Annotated in this window: 15 protein-coding genes and 1 pseudogene; 9 read left to right on the top strand and 7 right to left on the bottom strand. The window is 68.5% G+C overall.

The features are described 5' to 3' along the window. Positions 1-3: 3 nt before the first annotated feature. On the top strand, positions 4-213 hold the full coding sequence (locus tag MKK60_RS10410) for a hypothetical protein (RefSeq protein WP_243985544.1): 210 nt from the start codon (positions 4-6) through the stop codon (positions 211-213). A gap of 57 nt (positions 214-270) precedes the next feature. On the opposite strand, the gene MKK60_RS10405 is transcribed toward MKK60_RS10410, so the two are convergent. The 4 genes and pseudogenes from MKK60_RS10405 to MKK60_RS10390 all read right to left on the bottom strand — a co-directional run. Next, on the bottom strand, positions 271-2,328 hold the full coding sequence (locus MKK60_RS10405) for a family 16 glycosylhydrolase (protein ID WP_243985542.1): 2,058 nt from the start codon (positions 2,326-2,328) through the stop codon (positions 271-273). 67 nt (positions 2,329-2,395) lie between these two features. Further along, positions 2,396-3,271, bottom strand: coding sequence for a glycosyltransferase family 32 protein (locus MKK60_RS10400; protein WP_243985540.1), 876 nt, complete (start codon positions 3,269-3,271; stop codon positions 2,396-2,398). Then, the gene (locus MKK60_RS10395) at positions 3,268-4,893 is read right to left on the bottom strand and encodes a carbamoyltransferase C-terminal domain-containing protein (protein WP_243985532.1); all 1,626 of its coding nucleotides are present in this window, start codon (positions 4,891-4,893) and stop codon (positions 3,268-3,270) included. The genes MKK60_RS10400 and MKK60_RS10395 overlap by 4 nt, the downstream gene beginning before the upstream one ends. 589 nt (positions 4,894-5,482) lie before the next feature. Beyond that, positions 5,483-6,121, bottom strand: a pseudogene (locus tag MKK60_RS10390) (magnesium chelatase domain-containing protein); the annotation flags it as partial. Between the two features lie 125 nt (positions 6,122-6,246). Between MKK60_RS10390 and MKK60_RS10385 the strand changes: the two are divergent. The 3 genes from MKK60_RS10385 (at position 6,247) to MKK60_RS10375 (ending at position 8,227) form a co-directional block, all read left to right on the top strand. Then, the gene (locus MKK60_RS10385; RefSeq protein WP_243985530.1) at positions 6,247-6,507 is read left to right on the top strand and encodes a PepSY domain-containing protein; all 261 of its coding nucleotides are present in this window, start codon (positions 6,247-6,249) and stop codon (positions 6,505-6,507) included. Positions 6,508-6,808: 301 nt separating this feature from the next. Continuing rightward, positions 6,809-7,756, top strand: a complete 948-nt coding sequence (locus MKK60_RS10380) for a TadE/TadG family type IV pilus assembly protein (protein WP_243985528.1) — start codon at positions 6,809-6,811, stop codon at positions 7,754-7,756. Positions 7,757-7,765: 9 nt separating this feature from the next. Continuing rightward, the gene (locus tag MKK60_RS10375; RefSeq protein WP_243985526.1) at positions 7,766-8,227 is read left to right on the top strand and encodes a hypothetical protein; all 462 of its coding nucleotides are present in this window, start codon (positions 7,766-7,768) and stop codon (positions 8,225-8,227) included. 136 nt (positions 8,228-8,363) lie between these two features. On the opposite strand, the gene MKK60_RS10370 is transcribed toward MKK60_RS10375, so the two are convergent. Then, positions 8,364-9,455, bottom strand: coding sequence for a threonine aldolase family protein (locus tag MKK60_RS10370; protein WP_243985563.1), 1,092 nt, complete (start codon positions 9,453-9,455; stop codon positions 8,364-8,366). Positions 9,456-9,569: 114 nt separating this feature from the next. Between MKK60_RS10370 and MKK60_RS10365 the strand changes: the two genes are divergently transcribed. Together MKK60_RS10365 and MKK60_RS10360 are read left to right on the top strand one after the other, a co-directional pair. After that, positions 9,570-12,527, top strand: coding sequence for an FAD-binding and (Fe-S)-binding domain-containing protein (locus MKK60_RS10365; protein WP_243985524.1), 2,958 nt, complete (start codon positions 9,570-9,572; stop codon positions 12,525-12,527). A gap of 56 nt (positions 12,528-12,583) precedes the next feature. After that, complete coding sequence (locus tag MKK60_RS10360) at positions 12,584-13,285, top strand: GntR family transcriptional regulator (protein WP_147726689.1); 702 nt, start codon at positions 12,584-12,586, stop codon at positions 13,283-13,285. A gap of 4 nt (positions 13,286-13,289) precedes the next feature. On the opposite strand, the gene MKK60_RS10355 is transcribed toward MKK60_RS10360, so the two are convergent. Further along, entirely contained in the window at positions 13,290-14,216 is a 927-nt protein-coding gene (locus MKK60_RS10355) for a class I SAM-dependent methyltransferase (RefSeq protein WP_243937582.1), read from the bottom strand. Between the two features lie 157 nt (positions 14,217-14,373). Beyond that, entirely contained in the window at positions 14,374-15,030 is a 657-nt protein-coding gene (locus tag MKK60_RS10350) for a GntR family transcriptional regulator (RefSeq protein WP_147843307.1), read from the bottom strand. Between the two features lie 160 nt (positions 15,031-15,190). On the opposite strand from MKK60_RS10350, the gene dctP reads away from it, so the two are divergent. The 3 genes from dctP to MKK60_RS10335 all read left to right on the top strand — a co-directional run bounded on the left by dctP (position 15,191) and on the right by MKK60_RS10335 (position 18,370). Beyond that, entirely contained in the window at positions 15,191-16,213 is a 1,023-nt protein-coding gene (gene dctP / locus MKK60_RS10345) for a TRAP transporter substrate-binding protein DctP (RefSeq protein WP_147726682.1), read from the top strand. A gap of 112 nt (positions 16,214-16,325) precedes the next feature. Continuing rightward, positions 16,326-17,021, top strand: coding sequence for a TRAP transporter small permease (locus MKK60_RS10340; RefSeq protein ID WP_243947093.1), 696 nt, complete (start codon positions 16,326-16,328; stop codon positions 17,019-17,021). Next, positions 17,018-18,370, top strand: coding sequence for a TRAP transporter large permease (locus tag MKK60_RS10335; protein ID WP_147843305.1), 1,353 nt, complete (start codon positions 17,018-17,020; stop codon positions 18,368-18,370). The genes MKK60_RS10340 and MKK60_RS10335 overlap by 4 nt, the downstream gene beginning before the upstream one ends. Positions 18,371-18,588 lie beyond the last annotated feature (218 nt).

Raw genomic sequence — 18,588 nt, 5'->3', positions numbered from 1 at the left:
CGCATGCACGTCCCCAACGTTACGATCGGGCTGCCCTCTTCCGTCCCCATCTTTGCAAAGGCGGTCCGGGCCGGCTTACCGAGCCCGGCCGACGAGTTCATCAAGGACCAGATCGACCTGCAGCAGCTTTTGATCGGGAGCGTCACCCGCCTAGATCCATTCCATGGTTCCACCGGGCACAGCCGACATCCGGACGGGGATTCCGATGCGTGAGGCGCGACGGGGTGCAACCATCGCGGGACCCGGTCACGCCGGCCGTCCCGCCCAGACTCAGGACCAGATTGAAACGTTCCTGAACATGGCCGTCGCAGGCAGCGCCCCTTCGTCGATCCGTCCGGCGAGGTCACCGGACCGGGGTGCCCAGAGGTTCCCGTGCAAGCGCATGGGAAGATGTGGGATCGGAGTCGGGTCCCAGCTCACTCGGTCGTGGACGATCCGTTCGTCCACCAGCCACGCGATGCGTCCCGGCCGCCACTCGATGGCGTACCGATGGAAGTCCGAGGCGGCGTCGAAGCCGAGGTCGATGCGGCAGGGCGAGCCGCGGTAGCCGAACTCCATCGCCGCCCCGTCGTCGCCGGGATTGAAGTAGACGTTCGCCAGCATCACCCGCGTGTCGTCACCGGTGATCTCGACGTCGATTTCCTGCCTGGGGAAGGCCCGGTGAAGGAAGAAGCCGGTGACGAGGCCGGACCCGCGCGCGACCATGACCTCCGCCTCGAAACGGCCGTGGCCGTGCAAGCGTGCCGACGCGAAGGCCCCGGAACGGTATGGCCTGTCGCCGGCCCCCTCCTTCCCAAGGACGAGACGGACTCCATCCTCCGAGTTGATGAGACCGTCCCGCGCGAACACCGCCAGGTTGCCTGGAAAGGTCTCGACACTTGCGGGGAAAAGCGGCGTGGCGGCGGTCATGGGGGCGTGGACGAGGCATTCGCTCCCCCCGGATACGGATCGCCCGACCGGGGGCGGCAATGGCCATCCGATTCCGGGAGGCATAGCCCATGGCGACTCGTCCGTAGGGAGCTGCCGTCGCGCGGGTTCGATGAGGTTCGTCGATCCCCCCCGATCGTCCCTAAACATCCTCCAGCAACGTGGGGGCCCGACCGGGAAGGCTTGCGCGGGTGGTTCAATACCAAGCAGCGAACAGATCGGTTCCCAAGCTCCGGCGTCGGGCATGGGTGACGGCAGGACGACGGTCCTGCCTGGCGGCAATGAGCTTACCGCGGCCCCAGGCTGGCCTGTGGCCGTCTCATCGACGACGAACCTGAGCTCGGACCACCCGACCGCGGCCGAAAGAGCGCAATCCGCGAGGGGAGCGTCTACGAGGGCATCGAACGCATCGAGGAGGCCCGGCAGCTCGCCCGCTTGGATCGCCGGCTCATCGCCGTCAAAGGCCCGGACGCGCAGCCCGAGCATGGACAAGGCCATGGCCAGGCCTTCCCGCTCGCCACACGCGGTCCAGGCCATTAGGGGGGGCGCGCGAACCCTGGCCGGCAAGGGCGTTAGGCGTCCGTCGACTATTCCGGCGCGGGCCAGATAGGGTAGGATGGAATGGGCGTTGTCCGAGCCGCCGTCCGCCCTCTGGAGGATTGCAGGCTCGGTCAGCGCCAACGCGCCGAGCTCCTGGAACCGGAAGTTCAGCCACATGTCCACGGGCCCGATCACGGGCATCGCGCGCAGCAGCATCGCCGCGCCCTCCCGGGACAGGACGTACCCCGACAAGAACCACAACCCGCGCAGAGGCCGGAACACGGCGTCGCACACGTCCGCGCGCTCCGCCGAACCATCCGCGTCCGAATAGGAGAGGTAGAGCAGGCGAGGTCCTCCGTCGGACCGGCATCGCTCCCATGCGGCGCGCCACCCCCGGTCGACGGCCTTGGCCGCGCCCGGCCTGAACCAGACGTCATCCTCCAAGATCAGCACGTTGTCGTGCGGTCCCCGCGCGACAGTCTTCCAGACCTCGATGTGCGACCGGGCGACGGCGACCTCCTGCCGCGTCATCCGGATCGGCTCCCCGTCGCCGAAGCACTCCTCCAACCGTGCGCTCGGTTGCACATGGAGCTGATGGCCGAGAGGATAGGTCGGATCCACGTCCGCGGTTGCTGCCACGGCTCGTCCATCGCGGGCGTCCACCGCCGGGAACCGCCGCGCCAGGGATGCCAGCGAGGCACCGTCGCGCGTCCGGAAGCGGCCGAGCTCGCGCATCGTGCGACGCAGCCGGCGAGGCTGTCGGTCGAGGTTGATGACGAGGATCGCCCCGATGCTCCCCCGCCTGGCGCCGAACGCCGAGATCCGGCCGCCCGGCAGCTCGCCCGCTACGGCGCGGGCCATGCGGAACGCGAGACGTCGAAACCGACCGATGGTATCCGGAAGACTTCTCATCCCGACCGGCCGCGCATCAGGTTTCCGAGGTGCCCATGTTCCGCCAGTTGCGGGCGTCGTTCCGGTAGGACAGGTGCCAGCGGGTTTCCGCAATGGCCTCCCAATTGTGCAGCAGCTCGAAGTCCCAGGGGTCCCTTGCGAGGTCCATGCGGTGGGCATGCGCGGCCAAAGCGGCGGTCAGGTTGCCGGGGCCGGTCGTGGCCTGGATCTCCGGGAGCGGATCCTCGCCGAGCAGTCGGTTGGTGGAACGGGCGAGGGCGCTGCGCAGGATCGGATGGCCGGCGGGCGCGGCAATCGGGTCGTTGTTGACGTAGAAGATGCGCCCGTCCACCGGCAGGTCCGGCCGCCAGATGTCCGCCGCCTTCACCATCCCGGCCGACGGGATGTCGTAGCACAGCGGCTGGACCTTGAGCCGGTCGTCCCGGAAGACCTCCCTCCAGCCATCCCCCAGGAGCACGTCGTCCGCGTCGACGTAGAGGCCTCCTTCCGCGAGGAGGACGCACATCCGGAGGTAGTCGCAGCGCATCGCCGGGTGCCGGCACCGGGCGAACGCCGCGCTCTCGCGTGCGCCGTACGTGGCCCCGATATAGGCCGCCGCGGTCACGTCATCGTACAGGCGGAACTCGAAGCCTTCCGTGGCAAGGCGGTCCCAACTGTCGAGGCAGGCCCGGACGTCGTCCGGCAGGTCCGACGGGTCGTGCCAGAACCGAATGAGTCGCTTGGGGATCCGCCCCGTCCCGGACGGGGGTGCATCCTGCGCCGTCGTCTGTCGAAGCTGCCTTAGCGTCACGTCCCTGATGAACGCGGACCGCAAGGGCTCGGATTCCTCAAAGCCAGGCGGGTATGGACCGACCGCACCAGCCCCCTCGCGGCTCCCCTGCGGCGTCATCATAGGATGCCGCCTGCCGGGGCCATGCCAGCTTTGTAGGCGCCATATCGCTCGGAGCCCTTCGAAAGGTATGCCCGTCCATCGACGACGAAGCCGTCCAGGCCGTTATCCACGGTATAGGTATCGAGATCGGCCATCTCGTTGATGCAGCCTTTCCCGTTGAAGTTGAGCGAGGTGTTGCAGAGGACGCCGAAGCCGGTGCGCGCCTTGAACGCGACGAGCAGGTCATGCAGGCGCCCGTTACTCGCGGGGGTGACGGTCTGAAGACGGGCGGTTCCGTTCACGTGCGTGACCGCCGCCAACGCGTCGGTGGTCGCGCGATACGTGTACAGCATGTAGGGGCTCTCGCGATTGCACCCGAACCATCGCCGGGCGTCGTCGAGGAGGCAGACCGGGGCGATGGGGCGGAACTGCTCGCGCCGTTTGATCTCGTTCAGCCGGATCCTCGTTGCGTCGTCGAACGGGGCCGCGAGGATGGACCTGGCACCGAGCGCGCGGGGACCGATTTCCCACCGACCATGCACCCATCCGAGGATGAGGCCGTTCGCTAGCATGTCGGCGACGAGGCCGTCGTCCCTCTCGTACGCATCGTATCTGTCAGGGTCGGGAGCCCCTCCGGCGCCGAAGTCCAGCCCCGAATAGACGTCCCAAGCGATCTTCGCGTTGCCGGTGCGCCGGAACTGGACATCGATCGCAGTGCCGATGGCGGAGCCGGAATCATTGGCGACCGGGGGAACGAACACGTCGGCGAAGAGGCCGGTCTCCCTCCACTTGGTGTTCCAGTCGCAGTTGAGGCCGCATCCTCCCGCGATGACGAGGGGAAGTCCCTTCGTGAGGTTTGCTGCCGCGAACCGATGGAATGCTTCGAAGATGGCGTCGCTGTACAGCCCGGCGAAGTTCCGGAAGCCCGGATCGTCCAGGCCGACGTTGAGGTGTGGGACGCGCGAAAGCCCCTCGTAGTCGCTAAGTCTCCGATAGGGACCCTGGAGCAGGAAGGCCAAGAGTTCACTTTCCGCCGCGGAGGGGGCGGCTCGGGACGAGAAAGACGCCAACGCCATGAGCTTCCCCGCATCGGAAGCGCGGGGATAGGGCCCATCCTTCGGAAACGTCGGATCTGCCAGGCCGTAGACGAGCCCATAGCGGTTCCCGGGCTGCTCCAAGACATCGCCCAATCGCGTGATGTCGAGGTTGCGGTCGATCTCGTAGAACGTCCCGATATCCCCTTCCCAGACCAAGGCGTAGCACGGGGTGCCGGATGGATAGGGGGACATACCGAAGGCACACAGGATGTGCGACCGCTCGTGGGACGAAGAGAAATAGTCTGTGTCGTTTCCCATAAGGCGAAGGCGGTAGGTCTTCGCATCCCCCAGGCCGAGCCCATGGTATCCGCCGTTCCTGCGGGACCCGTGCAGATACTCATGGTGGTCGCGTGGCCACCACCCGCCCATGCAGATGGCGTCGGGGACGGTTTCGAGTTCGCCGACGGCGTGCAGCAGATCCGCGACGGTGACGTTAGAGTGCCTGTAGTTGGAGTCTTTTTCAGCCTCGACGGAAAATTTCAGATGACCGTCTTTTAGGAGGACCACGGCACCGTCGTGCCCGGGATTGTAGGAAAGTATCTGCACGTCCCATAGCCCGCAGCGACCACGGCAGCCGAAGATCGGAGGGCACGCCGTCAGATGCTAGGAATGATTTTTTGCCCCGCTCCTTAACCTTTGCAATGGGTAGCAGTTCCTTGCTGAACATAAAGTTCGATCGGGTTTGCTTTTCATGTTGCCCATGGTCCGTCGCAGGGTCCGTTATCACCCTTGCCTCCCGCCTCGACCGTCCCGAACGACGAGGGCCATGCGCCGCGCCCCTATCCCTTCCCGATCCCCTACGCCGTCCAGATTAGGCGCAACGGCCTGACCGCTCCTGACCGAGCGTCCTCGATAGGTGCCCTGGCGCCGGCGTTGCACTGCAACCGGGCGGTTGCCGGCATCGTCGTTCGTAGGAACGGACATGACGATTGGCTGCGGCCGGACAGGCACCAAGGCGAAGGGGGGCTAGGCCTTCATCCAGGCTCTAGAGGTCCGCGAGGGCATCGGCGGCGACTTCTTGAAAACGCAGGGGTCCACCGCCCGTAGACCCGCACCATCGTCTCCTTGGACATGCCCAGCAGATCGGCGGCCGCGTGGATCACGAACCGCCTCAACTAATGTGTTACAACGTAAAGAGGTTGTGGCCGCCGGCGGCCGCGATCTCCAGCGCGCGCTTGGCGCCCTCCTGGCCCTTGATGTCGCGGAGGTCCGGCAGGGGCGCCCCGGGAGCGGCGACCGCCGGCACCGGCCGGGCCATCACCTGCGTGCCCTTGAAGTGGTTGGCGAGCTGGATGAGCGAGCGCGGCGCCAGCACGTCGAGGTCGCCGCCGGCCCAGGCCGCCTCGGGCCCGGTCGCGGCCGGGCAGATCAGCCCGAGCCCGCGCGCGGCCGCCGCCATCGCCGCCGGCAGCACGCCGTTGACCGCGGTGATCGTGCCGTCGAGCGCCAGCTCGCCCAGCACGCAGTAGCCGGCGAGCGCGTCGGCCGGCAGCGCGCCGATCGCCGCCATCACGCCCAGCGCGATCGGCAGGTCGTAGTGCGAGCCCTCCTTGGGCAGATCCGCGGGGGCGAGGTTCACGGTGATGCGCTTGGCCGGCATCGCCAGCCCCGAGGCGATCAGCGCGCCACGCACGCGCTCGCGCGATTCGCCCACCGCCTTGTCGGCGAGGCCGACCACGGTGAAGTTCACCGCGCCGGGGATGATCTGCACCTGGACGTCGACGGCACGCGCCTCGATGCCCTCGAAGGCGACGGTGGCGACGCGGGTGACCATGACGTGAGGAGCCTCCGGCTTACGGGAAAGTAAGCCTAGGCGGCGCCTATGAGCCTGACAACCTCAGGAACCGGCTCCTCGCGCGGCTGTTCTCCGCCGGTCGACAACCACGAAGGGAAACCGCCATGCGCCCGACCTCCACCGTCCTCGCCCTCGTCCTCGCCGCCGGCCTGTCCGGTGCGGCGCGGGCCGACGAGAAGCTGCCGCCGGACCAGCAGGCCAAGGTCGAGGCGATACTGAAGCAGGAAGGCTTCACCCAGTGGAAGGAGATCGAGCTGGACGACGGCATGATCGAGGTCGACGATGCCGTCGACGGCTCCGGCAAGCAGTTCGACCTGAAGCTCGATCCGAAGACCCTCGCCATCGTCAAGCGCAAGGCCGAGTAGCGCAGGGACGATGCGGGCGCCGTGCGGCTCTGCCGACCGGCGCCCACCCTGCCAGGGGTCGAAATCCGACGCTTGGTACCTATAGCCAAACCTCCGAGAAGAGTGGCAACCGGACCCCGGCCGTTTGCCCCGAAGCGGACGTTTTGCCTTCAATCCAAGCCTGCCGTCGAGGTGTAGGCGAGGTTCGGGACTGGGCACGTCGCAGAGGCAGAGGCGCTGAAGACCAAGAGCCAATGCATCTTTAACGTGTGTGTGCTGCTGTGTGAGCGTTCGGGGGAACGCGCTCGCAAACGGTACCTGAATGGCTCGGCAAAGCCGCACCCACGCGTACCGTGTCCCCTACTGGCAGCGCGCGCTGCAGACCTGGCAACGCTTCCATGCGGATCGCCGCGGTGCAGTCGCTCTGATCTTCGCGTTGACCAGCGTGATCCTCCTTGGCTTGGTTGGCGGCGGCATCGATTACAGCCGCATAGCCTATCGCCGTAGCCAATTGCAGAGCGCCGTCGACAATGCCACGCTCGCGGCAGGTAATGCCCTGAAGCTCGCGCCATCGAATTCGACTGCGGTGGCCAGCATCGTTCAGCGGATCATCGTCGAAAATGCACCCTCCCCGCCTGATCGGCCCCTGACCGTGCAGGTGTCGGTCACCAGTGACAAGACCGGCGTCTCAGCCAGTGCGACCGACAATTTCAAACTCACCTTCGGAGCCTTCGTCGGCGTGAAGGTGGTGCCGATCACAGCCCGCTCGACCGCGACGGTCATGGGCAAGATGCGCCTGTGCCTGCTCACCCTCGATCCCGCTGCTACGGGTAGCCTGCATCTGGAGAAGAACGCGAACCTGTCGGCGACGTCTTGCTCCCTTTATGCCAACTCCAATGATGCCAAGGCCATTCAGGGTGACGACAACGCCATCGCCAAGGCTGATAGGATCTGCAGCGTCGGTGGATCGAGCACAGCCCGCGCCAACTTCGCGCCGCCTGTGACCACGGGTTGCCCTGCGATCAACGATCCTTTGGCCAGCATCGTGACCGCACCGCCCCCCGGGGGCTGCGTGACGGTGAGTTCGGCGGCCGGCCCTGGCCCAGGAAAGGGACCGGGAGGACCAGCAGCCGGCAACGTTGCGGTGACGGCCAGCACGACGCTTGATCCCGGCACGTATTGCGGCGGCCTGCACATCACCGGAACGGCCAAGGTCACGCTCAACCCGGGCGTCTACATCATCAAGGACGGTCCGCTGATCGTGGATTAGCAAGCCAGCATGTCGGGTCAGAATGTCGGGTTCTATTTCATGGGCGACGCCGCTGGTCTGCGGTTCGATGCCAACACCACGATCAGCCTGTCGGCACCGGTGAGCGGCCCCCTGGCGGGCTTCCTGATGACAGAGCAGCCAAGCGTGTCCGCGCCGGTTCCACCACCACCGGGCCCGAAAGGCTCACCCCCGCCCCCGCCATCTCCCCCCTCGAAGCCGCTGCGCGAGTACCGTATCATCAGCAACAATGCCCGCACGATGCTGGGCACGATCTACCTGCCAGCCGGTCGGCTCATCATCGACGGCAGCGCGGCCGTGAGCGATCAGTCGGCCTACACGGTCATCGTCGTGCAGCTCCTCGACCTCTACGACGGTCCAACACTGTATCTGAACGCGAACTACGACGCGACGAGCGTGCCGGTGCCCAAGGGTGTCGGGCCCGTCAACGGCAAGGTCGTCCTTACACAATAGAACACAGGCCGGCGGAGATCTATCCAACCCGACCGTAGGCCTTTGCCTCGTCGACAGTCGCAAGCGACCTTTCTGATGTTTGCAAAGGGTCGAATGCGGACCCTCGATGTGGGTACCACCCGTCAGGGTTCGACCATCAACGAACGCCCCCCCGGCGCTCGGCGAACGAAATCGCCGTCGCACGGATCACCTCGGCGGCCCGCTCGGCGCCGGCGCGGTCGACGTCGAGATGGGTCGTGACCCGGATCTGGCTGCCGATGGCGCGGATGCGGACGTCGTGCGCGAGGCAGGCCTCGGCGAAGTCCGAGGCGGTGACGCCGAGGCCGGCGACGCCGAAGCACAGGATGTTCGATTGCCCGGCCGTCGGGTCGAAATGCAGGCCGGGCACGTCGGCGATCGCCGCGTGGATCAGCCGGATATGCGCGTTGTCGGTCTTCAGCTGATCGACGTGGTGGTCGAGCGCGTAGAGGCCGGCGGCCGCGATCACGCCGGATTGGCGCATGGCGCCGCCGAGGCGGTACTTCCAGCGCCACGCCTCGACGACGAAGTCGCGAGAGCCGCACAGCACCGCGCCGACCGGGCAGCCGAGACCCTTGCTGAGGTCGAGCCAGACGCTGTCGAACCCCTCGGCGTAGTCCTTCGCCGGGATGCCGGTGGCGGCCACCGCATTGAGGAGACGGGCGCCGTCGATATGCGCCTTGAGGCCGTGCGCGCGGGCGATGTCGCGGATCGCCCGCATGTCGGCCAGCTCCCAGACCGAGCCTCCGGAGAAGCTGGTGGTCTGCTCGATGGAGACGAGGGCGCTGCGCGGCGCGGTGCGCGCCGGCGGACGGATCGCGGCCCGGAACGCCTCGGGCGTGTAGACGCCCGCCGGCGTCGGGAGCGCCCACACCGAGACGCCGCCGATCGCGGCCGAGCCGGCGGCTTCCGTGTTGTAGATGTGCGACTGGTCGTCGACCACGATCTCGTCGCCGGCCCGGGTCTGCACCAGGATCGAGACCAGGTTGCACATCGTGCCGGAGGGCATGAACACGCCGTCCTCCTGGCCGAGCAGCGCCGCGACCCGGTCGCAGAGCTCGCGCGTCGTCGGGTCGGAATCCGACTGCTCGTCGCCCACCACCGCGCGCGCCATCGCCTCCCGCATGCCCGGCGTCGGCCGCGTCTGGGTGTCGCTGTAGAGATCGATCGTCACAGGAAGGCTTGCCTCTGGGCGGGGTTGCGGCGCCATAGTGCCATGGCCGCGCGGGATCGCGAAGGCGATGCGCGCCATCTTTCCCTAAAAATGAATTTTGAATACATTTAGGAGAGGCGGCCGCGTTCGGTCGCACGGAGGGCCGAGCAGGTGGCGGTTGGAACGGCGCCCCAGGGTGCACGACAGGGCGCACGCGTCGCGGGGCGGAACGGAGCGGGTCTGGCGCGGCGTCTCGCCGAGGCGTTGCAGGGCGAGGCCCGGTTCGACGCCTTCACACGCGGACGCTACGCGACGGATGCCTCGATCTACCAGATCATGCCGGCCGGCGTGGTGCTGCCGCGGAGCGCGGCCGACATCGCCGCGACCCTGACGATCGCCGCCGAGCACGGGGTGCCCGTGATCATGCGCGGCGGCGGCACCTCGCAGAACGGGCAGCCGATCGGCTCCGGGCTGGTCGTCGACTGCTCCCGCCACTTCAACGGCATCCGCGACTACGACGCCGAGGCCGGCACCGTCACCGTCGAGCCAGGGATGGTGCTGGAGCGCCTGAACACCCGCGTGAAGGCCGACGGCTGGTTCTTCCCGGTCGAGCCCTCGACGGCGACCCGCTGCACCATCGGCGGCATGGCCGGCAACAATTCCTGCGGCGCCCGCTCGCTGCGCTTCGGCAAGATGAGCGACAACGTGCTCGCCATGGAGGCGCTGTTCCACGATGCGGAGGCCTTCGGCTTCGGGCTGACCGGCAACGCGTCCGACGGCGTCACCGGCTCGGCCCGCGCGGAAGACCTCGCGCGCAAGATGATCGCGCTTGCCGAATCGGAGCGCCAGGAAATTCGAGACAGATACCCGAAGGTCCAGCGCCGGGTCGGCGGCTACAACCTCGATGCGCTGATCGAGGCGCGGCCGAACCTCGCCCACCTGCTGGTCGGCTCCGAGGGCACCCTGGCGGCGACCACCGCGGTGACGCTGAAGCTGTCGCGGCTGCCGGCGCACCGGGTGATGGGGGTGTGCCACTTTCCGTCGTTCCGCGCCGCGATGGAGACCACGCGGCACATCGTCGACCTCGACCCCGTGGCGGTGGAGCTCGTCGACAACAACGTGCTGGTGCTCGGCGCCGACATCCCGCTGTTCCGCGCGACGCTCGCCGACATCACCCGCGGCACGCCGAACTGCCTTCTGCTCGCGGAGTTCGCCGGCGAGGATCTCGCCGGGCTGAAGCGCGACCTGAAGCGCCTCGACGCCTGCATGGCCGACCACGGCTTCCCCGACGCGGTGGTCGAGATCCACGAGCCGTCGCGCCAGAAGTCCGTATGGGAGGTGCGCGAGGCCTGCCTCAACATCATGATGTCGATGAAGGGCGATGCGAAGCCGGTCTCGTTCATCGAGGATTGCGCGGTGCCGCTCGAGCACCTCGCCGACTACACCGACGCCGTCACCGACGTGTTCACCAAGCACGGCACGCGGGGCACCTGGTACGCCCACGCCTCGGTCGGCTGCCTGCACGTCCGCCCGATCCTCGACATGAAGCTGGGCGGCGACGTCGCCAAGATGCGCGCCATCGCGGAGGAGACCTCCGAGCTGGTGCGCCGCTACAAGGGCTCGTATTCCGGCGAGCACGGCGACGGCATCTCGCGCTCGGAATACATCGCGCCCCTGTTCGGGCCGCGCCTCGCCCGCGCCTTCGACGCGGTGAAGGACGCGTTCGACCCGGAGAACCGCCTGAACCCGGGCAAGATCGTGCGCCCGCTCAGGATGGACGACCGCACGCTGATGCGGTTCGCGCCGGACTACCGGGTGAGCGAGCCGCAGGCGACGGCGCTCGACTGGCCCGAGGCCGGCGGCTTCGGCGGCGCCGTCGAGATGTGCAACAACAACGGCACCTGCCGGAAGCTCGCCGGCGGGGCGATGTGTCCGTCCTACCGCGTCACGCGCGAGGAGCAGCACCTGACCCGCGGACGGGCGAACTCCCTGCGGCTGGCGATCTCGGGCCAGCTCGGCAAGGACGCGTTCACGTCGCCCGAGATGAAGCGCGCGATGGACCTCTGCGTCTCGTGCAAGGCCTGCCGCCGCGAATGTCCGACCGGCGTCGACATGGCGCGGATGAAGGTCGAGTTCCTGCACCACTACCACGCCCGCCACGGCCTGCCGCTGAAGGACCGGCTGATCGGCGCGATGCCGCACTACGCCGGCATCGCCGCCCGGCTCGCGCCGCTGCTCAACCTGCGCGACCGGGTGCCGGCGCTGGCGCGGATCTCCGAGCAGGTCGCCGGCCTCTCCGCCCGGCGCTCGCTGCCGCGCTGGCGCAGGCCCTGGAAGGAGACCGGCGAGCCGGCCCATCCGCAGGACGTGGTGGGCGAGCACCGCGACGTGATCCTGTTCGGCGACACCTTCAACCGCGCCTTCGAGCGCGAGAACCTGGAGGCGGCCGAGCGGGTGCTCGTCGCCGCCGGCTATCGGCTGCACCGCGTCTTTCCCGCCAAGGGCAAACGCCCGCTCTGCTGCGGGCGGACGTGGCTCGCCTCGGGCCAGACCGACCGGGCGCGGGCCGAGGCGCGACGGACGCTCGACGCGCTCCTGCCCTTCGTCAGGGCCGGCGCCCGCGTCGTCGGCCTCGAACCGTCCTGCCTGCTCACCTTCCGCGACGAGTTCGTCGCCCTGCTGCCCGGGCCGGACGCGAACCTGCTGGCCAAGCAGAGCCTGCTGATCGAGGAGCTGCTCGCCGCCGACCTCAAGGCCGGCCTGATCGCGCCGGACTTCACCGACCAGGGGGGCCGCGTCGCGCATCTGCACGGCCATTGCCACCAGAAGTCCTTCGGCGCGATGGGCGCGGTCGAGAGCGTGCTGCGCAGCGTGCCCGGGCTCGACGTGCGCCCGATCGAATCGAGCTGCTGCGGCATGGCCGGCGCCTTCGGCTACGGCGCCGAGACCGTCGACACCTCGCTGGCGATGGCCGAGCTGTCGCTGTTTCCGGCCTTGCGCAAGGCCGGCCCCGGCGATCTCGTGGTCGCGGACGGCACCAGCTGCCGCCACCAGATCCACGACGGGCTCGGGTTGGAGGCAGAACATGTGATCAGGATCCTGGACCGAGCCCTGATGCCTCGACACTGATTTCGGAGGCGCCTAAACAGGGGCGCCTCCTGCTCGCCCGCGATTGCATCGAACGCATGAACAAGATCGATCCCGGCCTCGGCATCAATCGACGTTATCTTCACGACGAGGTGGCGGACCGGATCCGGGCGCTGATTCAATCCGGGGAGATGGAGCCCAAGGCGCGCGTCAACGAGGGCGAGCTCACCGAACGCTTCGGCATCTCGCGCACGCCGCTTCGCGAGGCGATCAAGATCCTGGCCACCGAAGGCCACCTCGAGCTGCTGCCCAATCGCGGGGCGCGGGTCGCCAGCATCTCCCAGGTGGAGATCGAGGAGATGATGGAGGTCATCGCCGGCCTCGAGGCGACGGCCGCCGACCTCGCCTGCCGCACCGTCACCGAGGACGAGATCGCCGCGATCCAGGCGGATCACGACGCGATGGTCGGGATGTGGAAGGCCTCCGACGAGGCCGGCTACTTCCGCCTCAACCGCCAGATCCACGAGGCGATCATGGCCGCGAGCCGCAACGCGACGCTGGCGGGGATCTATCGCAGCCTGTCGGGCCGCATCCAGCGCTCGCGCTACTCCGCGCACCAGACGCCCGAGCAGTGGACCCGGGCGATCGAGGAGCACGACCGCATGGTGCAGCTTCTGCGGGCCCGCGACGGCACCGCGCTCTCCCAGCTGATGCGCGAGCACATCCGCGGCAAGAAGCCGGTGATCGCCGCCAATTTCGGCGAGGCCTCCGCCGACCTGCCGGCGGACGCCGCCGACTGAGGCTTTAGTCGGCGTCCGTCATCTCGAACCAGAACGAGGCGCCCGGCAGGCCGGTGTCGTTCGGGTAGTGGAACGGGATGTCCGGGCCGCCGGCGGGCGCCGCGAACACCCGTTTCACCCGCTCGCCGAAGCCGGCATCCTGGCAGAGATAGGTGATCGGCGCCGTGACCTTGAACGGCGGCCGTCCGCACATCAGCATCGCGGCGAGCAGGTATTGCTCGTTGTAGAGCCGGTAGTTCCAGGCGGTCGGGTAGTCGTCGGGGATGAAGATGTCGTGGATGTGCACGATCACGCCCGGGACCAGCCGCGGCAGGATCTCGAAGAAGAACACCACCACGTCGGAGTTGGCGAAGGCCCGGTGCGACCCGTCGAAGAACAGCACGTCGCCGGCCTGCAGCGCGTCGAAGACCGCGAGGTCGCAGACCTCGAGCGGCTGGCGGATCACCCGGTCGCAGATCTGGTCGATGTGCCGGCGCGGGTTGGGATCGATCGAGGTCATCCGCGTCGGCAGCGACAGGGCCTCGACGGCGTAGCGGGCGAAGCAGGTCGAGGTGCCCGAACCGATCTCGACGTAGCGCGCCGGCCGTTTCCAGGCGAGGAAGGTGACGAGGGCCGCCGCATCGAGCGCCGTGAACCAGGTGTTGTTCCAGCACGGCGCGGTCGGGTTGGCGATGTCGGGCGCGTGGGCGACCCCGTGGATCAGCGCCGCGTGGTCCTCCAGCGCCGACACGAAGCGCTCGTAATCCGGGCGGCCCTGGTCGAGCACCGTTCGCAGGCGGCTGTGCGGAAGGGTCTGCGGCTGCCAGCGTGCCTGCGGGGCGACCGGATAGTAATCGTGGACGGTGTGGCTCCACCGGAACGGATCGGTGCTCGCCCGGAAGATGTCGAGACCCGCCTTCCGGCCCGCGGTCTTCACCAAGTGCTTGAGCATCGACGACTCCGACCCGCACGCCCCAGGACGAAGGATCGTACCATCAAAAACAATCTGTGGTTGAGTTGTTCTGCGTAGACGCCCGCTCCGATCGCAATCGCGGTAAATGCAATTCCCGCTGCCCGCCTGAGCCGGATGGTTCCGTCCGGTCGGTGGCTCAGGCGGCGTTGCCGAGGGAGCGCAGGCCGGCGACCAGGTCTGAGAAGCGGTCGCCCTGCACCACCACGTGCGTCCGCAGCCGTTCGGCGGCCGCCGCGTCGTCGCCGCCGACGATCGCCGCGACGATGCTGTCATGCTCCGCCAGCGATTGACCGAGCCGATGCCGCGTCCGAAGCTGCAGGCGGCGATAGGGCGCGAGCCGCCGGCTAAGCAGGCGCGCCTGCTCGGCGAGGAAGGCGTTGCCGCAGGCGCCGTAGACCACCGCGTGGAAGACGTGGTTCTCCGCGTAGTAGCCTTCGGTGTCGCCGGCCGCGGCGGCGGTCTCGCAGGCCGCGAGCGCCGCCTTCAGCGCAGCCTCGTGGTCCGGCGTCAGGCGCCGGGCCGCGAAGCGGCCGCAGGCCGCCTCCAGCTCGGCCATGGTCTCGAACATCGCCAGCAGGAGCTGCGGCTCCGGCGCGCTGACGATGGTGCCCTTGCGCGGCTTGGTCTCGACGAGCCCGGTGACCGCCAGTTGCAGCAGCGCCTCGCGGATCGGCGTCCGGGACACCCCGAACCGCTCGGCGAGAACGACCTCGTCGAGGCGCGCGCCGACGGCCAGGCGGCCGGCCACGATCTCGTCCTCGATGGTCTGCCGCAGGCGCTGTGCCTGGCTCATCGCCGAACCCCTCCCGGGCGCAACGTTTTCTCTCAGCTCATTATGCAGGGGCGTTGACAAAATATACAAGAGCCCCTCCAATGTATACCAAGCGTTGCATCCCGTATATTGTGCGGCGCAAAACAATACAGTCGCGATTGTGCGACGCGGGAGAAACATCATGATGCCGACCCGACGCGCCCTCCTCGCCGGCGGCCTCGCCGCGCCGGCCCTGCTGCGCTTCGGCCTCGGCGCGGCCCAGGCCGCGACCGTGCTGAAGCTCTCCCATCAGTTCCCGGGCGGCACCATCGACGAAGGCGACTTCCGCGACCGCATGTGCCGGAAGCTCGCGAAGGCCGTCGGCGAGCGCTCGAAGGGCGCGCTGGAGGTGCAGGTCTATCCCGGCTCGTCGCTGATGAAGACCAACGCCCAGTTCGGCGCGATGCGCAAAGGCGCGCTCGACATGTCGCTCTACCCGTCGCCCTACGCCGGCGGCGAGATCCCCGAGCTGAACATCGGTCTGATGCCGGGGCTGGTGACCTCCTACGCGCAGGGCGTCGCCTGGAAGGCGGCGCCGGTCGGCCGCAAGCTCACCGAGATCCTCGACGCCAAGGGCATCATCCTCGTCTCCTGGGTCTGGCAAGCGGGCGGCGTCGCCAGCCGCGAGCGCCCGCTCTACGCGCCGGCCGACGCCAAGGGCCTCAAGGTCCGCGGCGGCTCGCGCGAGATGGACCTGATGATGAAGCAGGCGGGCGCGGCCACCCTCTCGATCCCGTCGAGCGAATCCTACGCCGCGATGCAGACCGGCGCGTGCGACGCGGTCATCACCTCCTCCACCAGCCTGATCTCGTTCCGCCTCGAGGAGCTGTCGAAGGCGCTCACCTCCGGCCGCGAGCGCTCGTACTGGTTCATGCTCGAGCCGATCATGATGTCGAAGTCGATCTTCAGCGGCCTGCCGAAGGACCAGCAAGACCTGATCATGACCGTCGGCGCCGAGCTCGAATCCTTCGGCCAGGACGGCGCCAAGGCCGACGACACCCATGTCGAGCAGGTCTTCGCGAAGGCCGGCGCCAAGGTGCAGAACCTCGACGAGAAGACCATGGGGCAGTGGCGCGACATCGCCCGCGACACGGCGTGGAAGGACTACGCCTCCAAGAACGCGCAGTGCGCCGAGCTCCTCAAGCTCGCGGAGCAGGTCGCATGAGCGCGATGCAAGCGCAGTCCTGGCCATCCGGCCAACGGCCGGCAAGCGCGAATGCGCGCCGCGGCCGGTGCCGCGGAACGCTCCCGAGGCGTCGGCATCGGGAGCACACACGATGAGCCACGCCTTCGACGCGGCCTCGGCCGCCTCCGAGACGAAGGCGGTCGCCGAGCCCCGGATCCCCGGCGCGCTCGGCGTCATGGATCGCGCGATGAAGCGCCTGAACGGGGTGATCATGGTGCTCGGCGGGCTGGCGCTCGTCGGCGCCTGCCTCGTGCTGAGCTACAGCGTGGTGATCCGCTACGTCCTGCACGAGCCGACCGACTGGCAGGACGAGATGGCCGTGTTCCTGATCGTCGGCGCGACCTTCTTCTCGGCCGCCGCGGTCCAGGCCAAGCGCGGCCACGTGGCGATCGAGGCGCTGACCGGGTTCCTGTCGCCCAAGGTCAACCGCGCCCGCCTGCTCATGGCTGACGTGATCAGCTTCGTCTTCGTGGTGTTCTTCGCCTGGAAGAGCTGGACGCTGTTCCACGAGGCCTGGGTCGACGGCCAGGTCTCGCAATCGAGCTGGGGCCCGCCGCTCGCCATCCCCTACGCGCTGATGGCCGTCGGCATGAGCCTGCTCGGCATCCAGTTCGCCGTGCAGATCGTCCAGGCCCTGACCTACGGCCCGAACTCCGCCGGCTGGGTCGCGCCGAAGATCGGCGTCGGCGCCGACCTGAACAAGGACATGCACGGGCGGCCCGACGCGACGCCGCGCGGCACCGACCCGATGGGCGACACCGTCGACACCGCGAGGATCACCCGATGAGCACCGCCGCGATCGGCTTCCTCTATGCCGGAGCCACCCTCTCGGCGATGCTGGCCGGCATCCCCATCGCCTTCGCGCTCGGCTTCGTCGCGCTGGCGTTCATGTTCTTCTTCATGCCGTCGGCCTCGCTCGATACCGTGGCGCAGAACGTCTACGAGGAGATGGCCTCGATCACCCTGCTCTCGATCCCGCTCTTCATCCTGAAGGGCGCCGCGATCGGTCGCTCGAAGGCGGGGCAGGACCTGTACTCGGCGATGCATGCCTGGATGCACCGCATCCCCGGGGGGCTCGGCATCGCCAACGTCTTCGCCTGCGCGCTGTTCGCCGCCATGGCGGGGTCCTCGCCCGCGACCTGCTCGGCGATCGGCTCGGCCGGCATCCCCGAGATGCGCAAGCGCGGCTACTCGCCGGGCTTCGCCGCCGGCATCATCGCGGCAGGCGGCACGCTCGGCATCCTGCTGCCGCCGTCGATCACCATGATCCTCTACGCGGTGGCCGCCGAGCAGTCGCTCGGGCGCCTGTTCCTGGCCGGCATCGGGCCGGGGCTGCTGCTGGTGGGGTTGTTCGCGGCGTGGGCGATGTTCCGCTTCCGCGCCGAGTACGCCACCGCGAAGGCCGCCTACGAGCGGGGCGGCGTCCAGTCGCCGATCCTCGCCGAGGACACCTACAGCATGCGCCAGCGGTTCGAGACGCTGCCGCGGGTGCTGCCCTTCGTGGTGCTGCTCACCGGCGTGATGGTCGCGCTCTACGGCGGCTACGCGACGCCCTCCGAGACCGCGGGCCTCGGCGGCCTCCTGGCGCTCGGCCTGATCGCGGTGATCTACGGCGTCTGGCGCCCGCGGGACGTCAGCCCGATCCTTACCGCGACCCTACGCGAATCGACCATGCTGATGCTGATCATCGGCATGTCGCTGCTCTACGCCTACGTGATGAGCTACCTGCACATCTCGCAGTCGGCCGCCGCCGCGATCGTGGCGATGCAGCTCTCGCCCTGGGTGCTGCTGGTCACGATCCTCGGGCTGGTGATCGGGCTCGGCTTCTTCCTGCCGCCGGTCTCGATCATCCTGATGACGGCGCCGATCATCCTGCCGCCGCTGAAGGCCGCGGGCTTCGACCTCGTCTGGTTCGGCGTGGTGATGACGATCACCATGGAGATGGGCCTGATCCACCCGCCGGTGGGGCTCAACATCTTCGTCATCAAGAACATCGCCCCCGACATCCCGCTCTCGGACATCATCTGGGGCACGCTCCCCTTCGTGGTGCTGATGGCGGTCGCGATCCTGATCCTGTGCCTCGTGCCGGGCATCGCCCTGTGGCTGCCGGACCTGCTGCTGCCGTCGACGCGGTAGCGCGGCCCTTCTCCCCTCTCCCCGCACGCGGGGAGAGGCCCGAAGGCACCTCGTCGTGCCTGCGGGAAGCGGAGGCGAAGCCGTAGCGAGGGTGAGGGGGTGGGGACGAACGAGGCTCCTTCGTCGAAGCCCCCTCACCTTCGGCTGCCGCCGCGCCGCGCCGACGACGAGGTCGTCGCGGCCCTCTCCCCGCAGGCGGAGCGAGGGGATGGGCGGCG

The sequence above is a fragment of the Methylobacterium sp. J-092 genome (assembly GCF_022829325.1).
Lineage (GTDB): Bacteria > Pseudomonadota > Alphaproteobacteria > Rhizobiales > Beijerinckiaceae > Methylobacterium.
This window is presented reverse-complemented; position numbering and strand designations above follow the sequence as displayed.

Excerpts from the sequence above, each read along its gene's own strand:
- MKK60_RS10410 (WP_243985544.1), top strand. The coding sequence starts at position 4 with ATGCACGTCCCCAACGTTACGATCGGGCTGCCCTCTTCCGTCCCCATC.
- MKK60_RS10405 (WP_243985542.1), bottom strand. The coding sequence starts at position 2,328 with ATGGCCCGCGCCGTAGCGGGCGAGCTGCCGGGCGGCCGGATCTCGGCG.
- MKK60_RS10400 (WP_243985540.1), bottom strand. The coding sequence starts at position 3,271 with ATGATGACGCCGCAGGGGAGCCGCGAGGGGGCTGGTGCGGTCGGTCCA.
- MKK60_RS10385 (WP_243985530.1), top strand. The coding sequence starts at position 6,247 with ATGCGCCCGACCTCCACCGTCCTCGCCCTCGTCCTCGCCGCCGGCCTG.
- MKK60_RS10380 (WP_243985528.1), top strand. The coding sequence starts at position 6,809 with ATGGCTCGGCAAAGCCGCACCCACGCGTACCGTGTCCCCTACTGGCAG.
- MKK60_RS10375 (WP_243985526.1), top strand. The coding sequence starts at position 7,766 with ATGTCGGGTCAGAATGTCGGGTTCTATTTCATGGGCGACGCCGCTGGT.
- MKK60_RS10370 (WP_243985563.1), bottom strand. The coding sequence starts at position 9,455 with ATGGCGCCGCAACCCCGCCCAGAGGCAAGCCTTCCTGTGACGATCGAT.
- MKK60_RS10360 (WP_147726689.1), top strand. The coding sequence starts at position 12,584 with ATGAACAAGATCGATCCCGGCCTCGGCATCAATCGACGTTATCTTCAC.
- MKK60_RS10355 (WP_243937582.1), bottom strand. The coding sequence starts at position 14,216 with ATGCTCAAGCACTTGGTGAAGACCGCGGGCCGGAAGGCGGGTCTCGAC.
- MKK60_RS10350 (WP_147843307.1), bottom strand. The coding sequence starts at position 15,030 with ATGAGCCAGGCACAGCGCCTGCGGCAGACCATCGAGGACGAGATCGTG.
- dctP (WP_147726682.1), top strand. The coding sequence starts at position 15,191 with ATGATGCCGACCCGACGCGCCCTCCTCGCCGGCGGCCTCGCCGCGCCG.
- MKK60_RS10340 (WP_243947093.1), top strand. The coding sequence starts at position 16,326 with ATGAGCCACGCCTTCGACGCGGCCTCGGCCGCCTCCGAGACGAAGGCG.
- MKK60_RS10335 (WP_147843305.1), top strand. The coding sequence starts at position 17,018 with ATGAGCACCGCCGCGATCGGCTTCCTCTATGCCGGAGCCACCCTCTCG.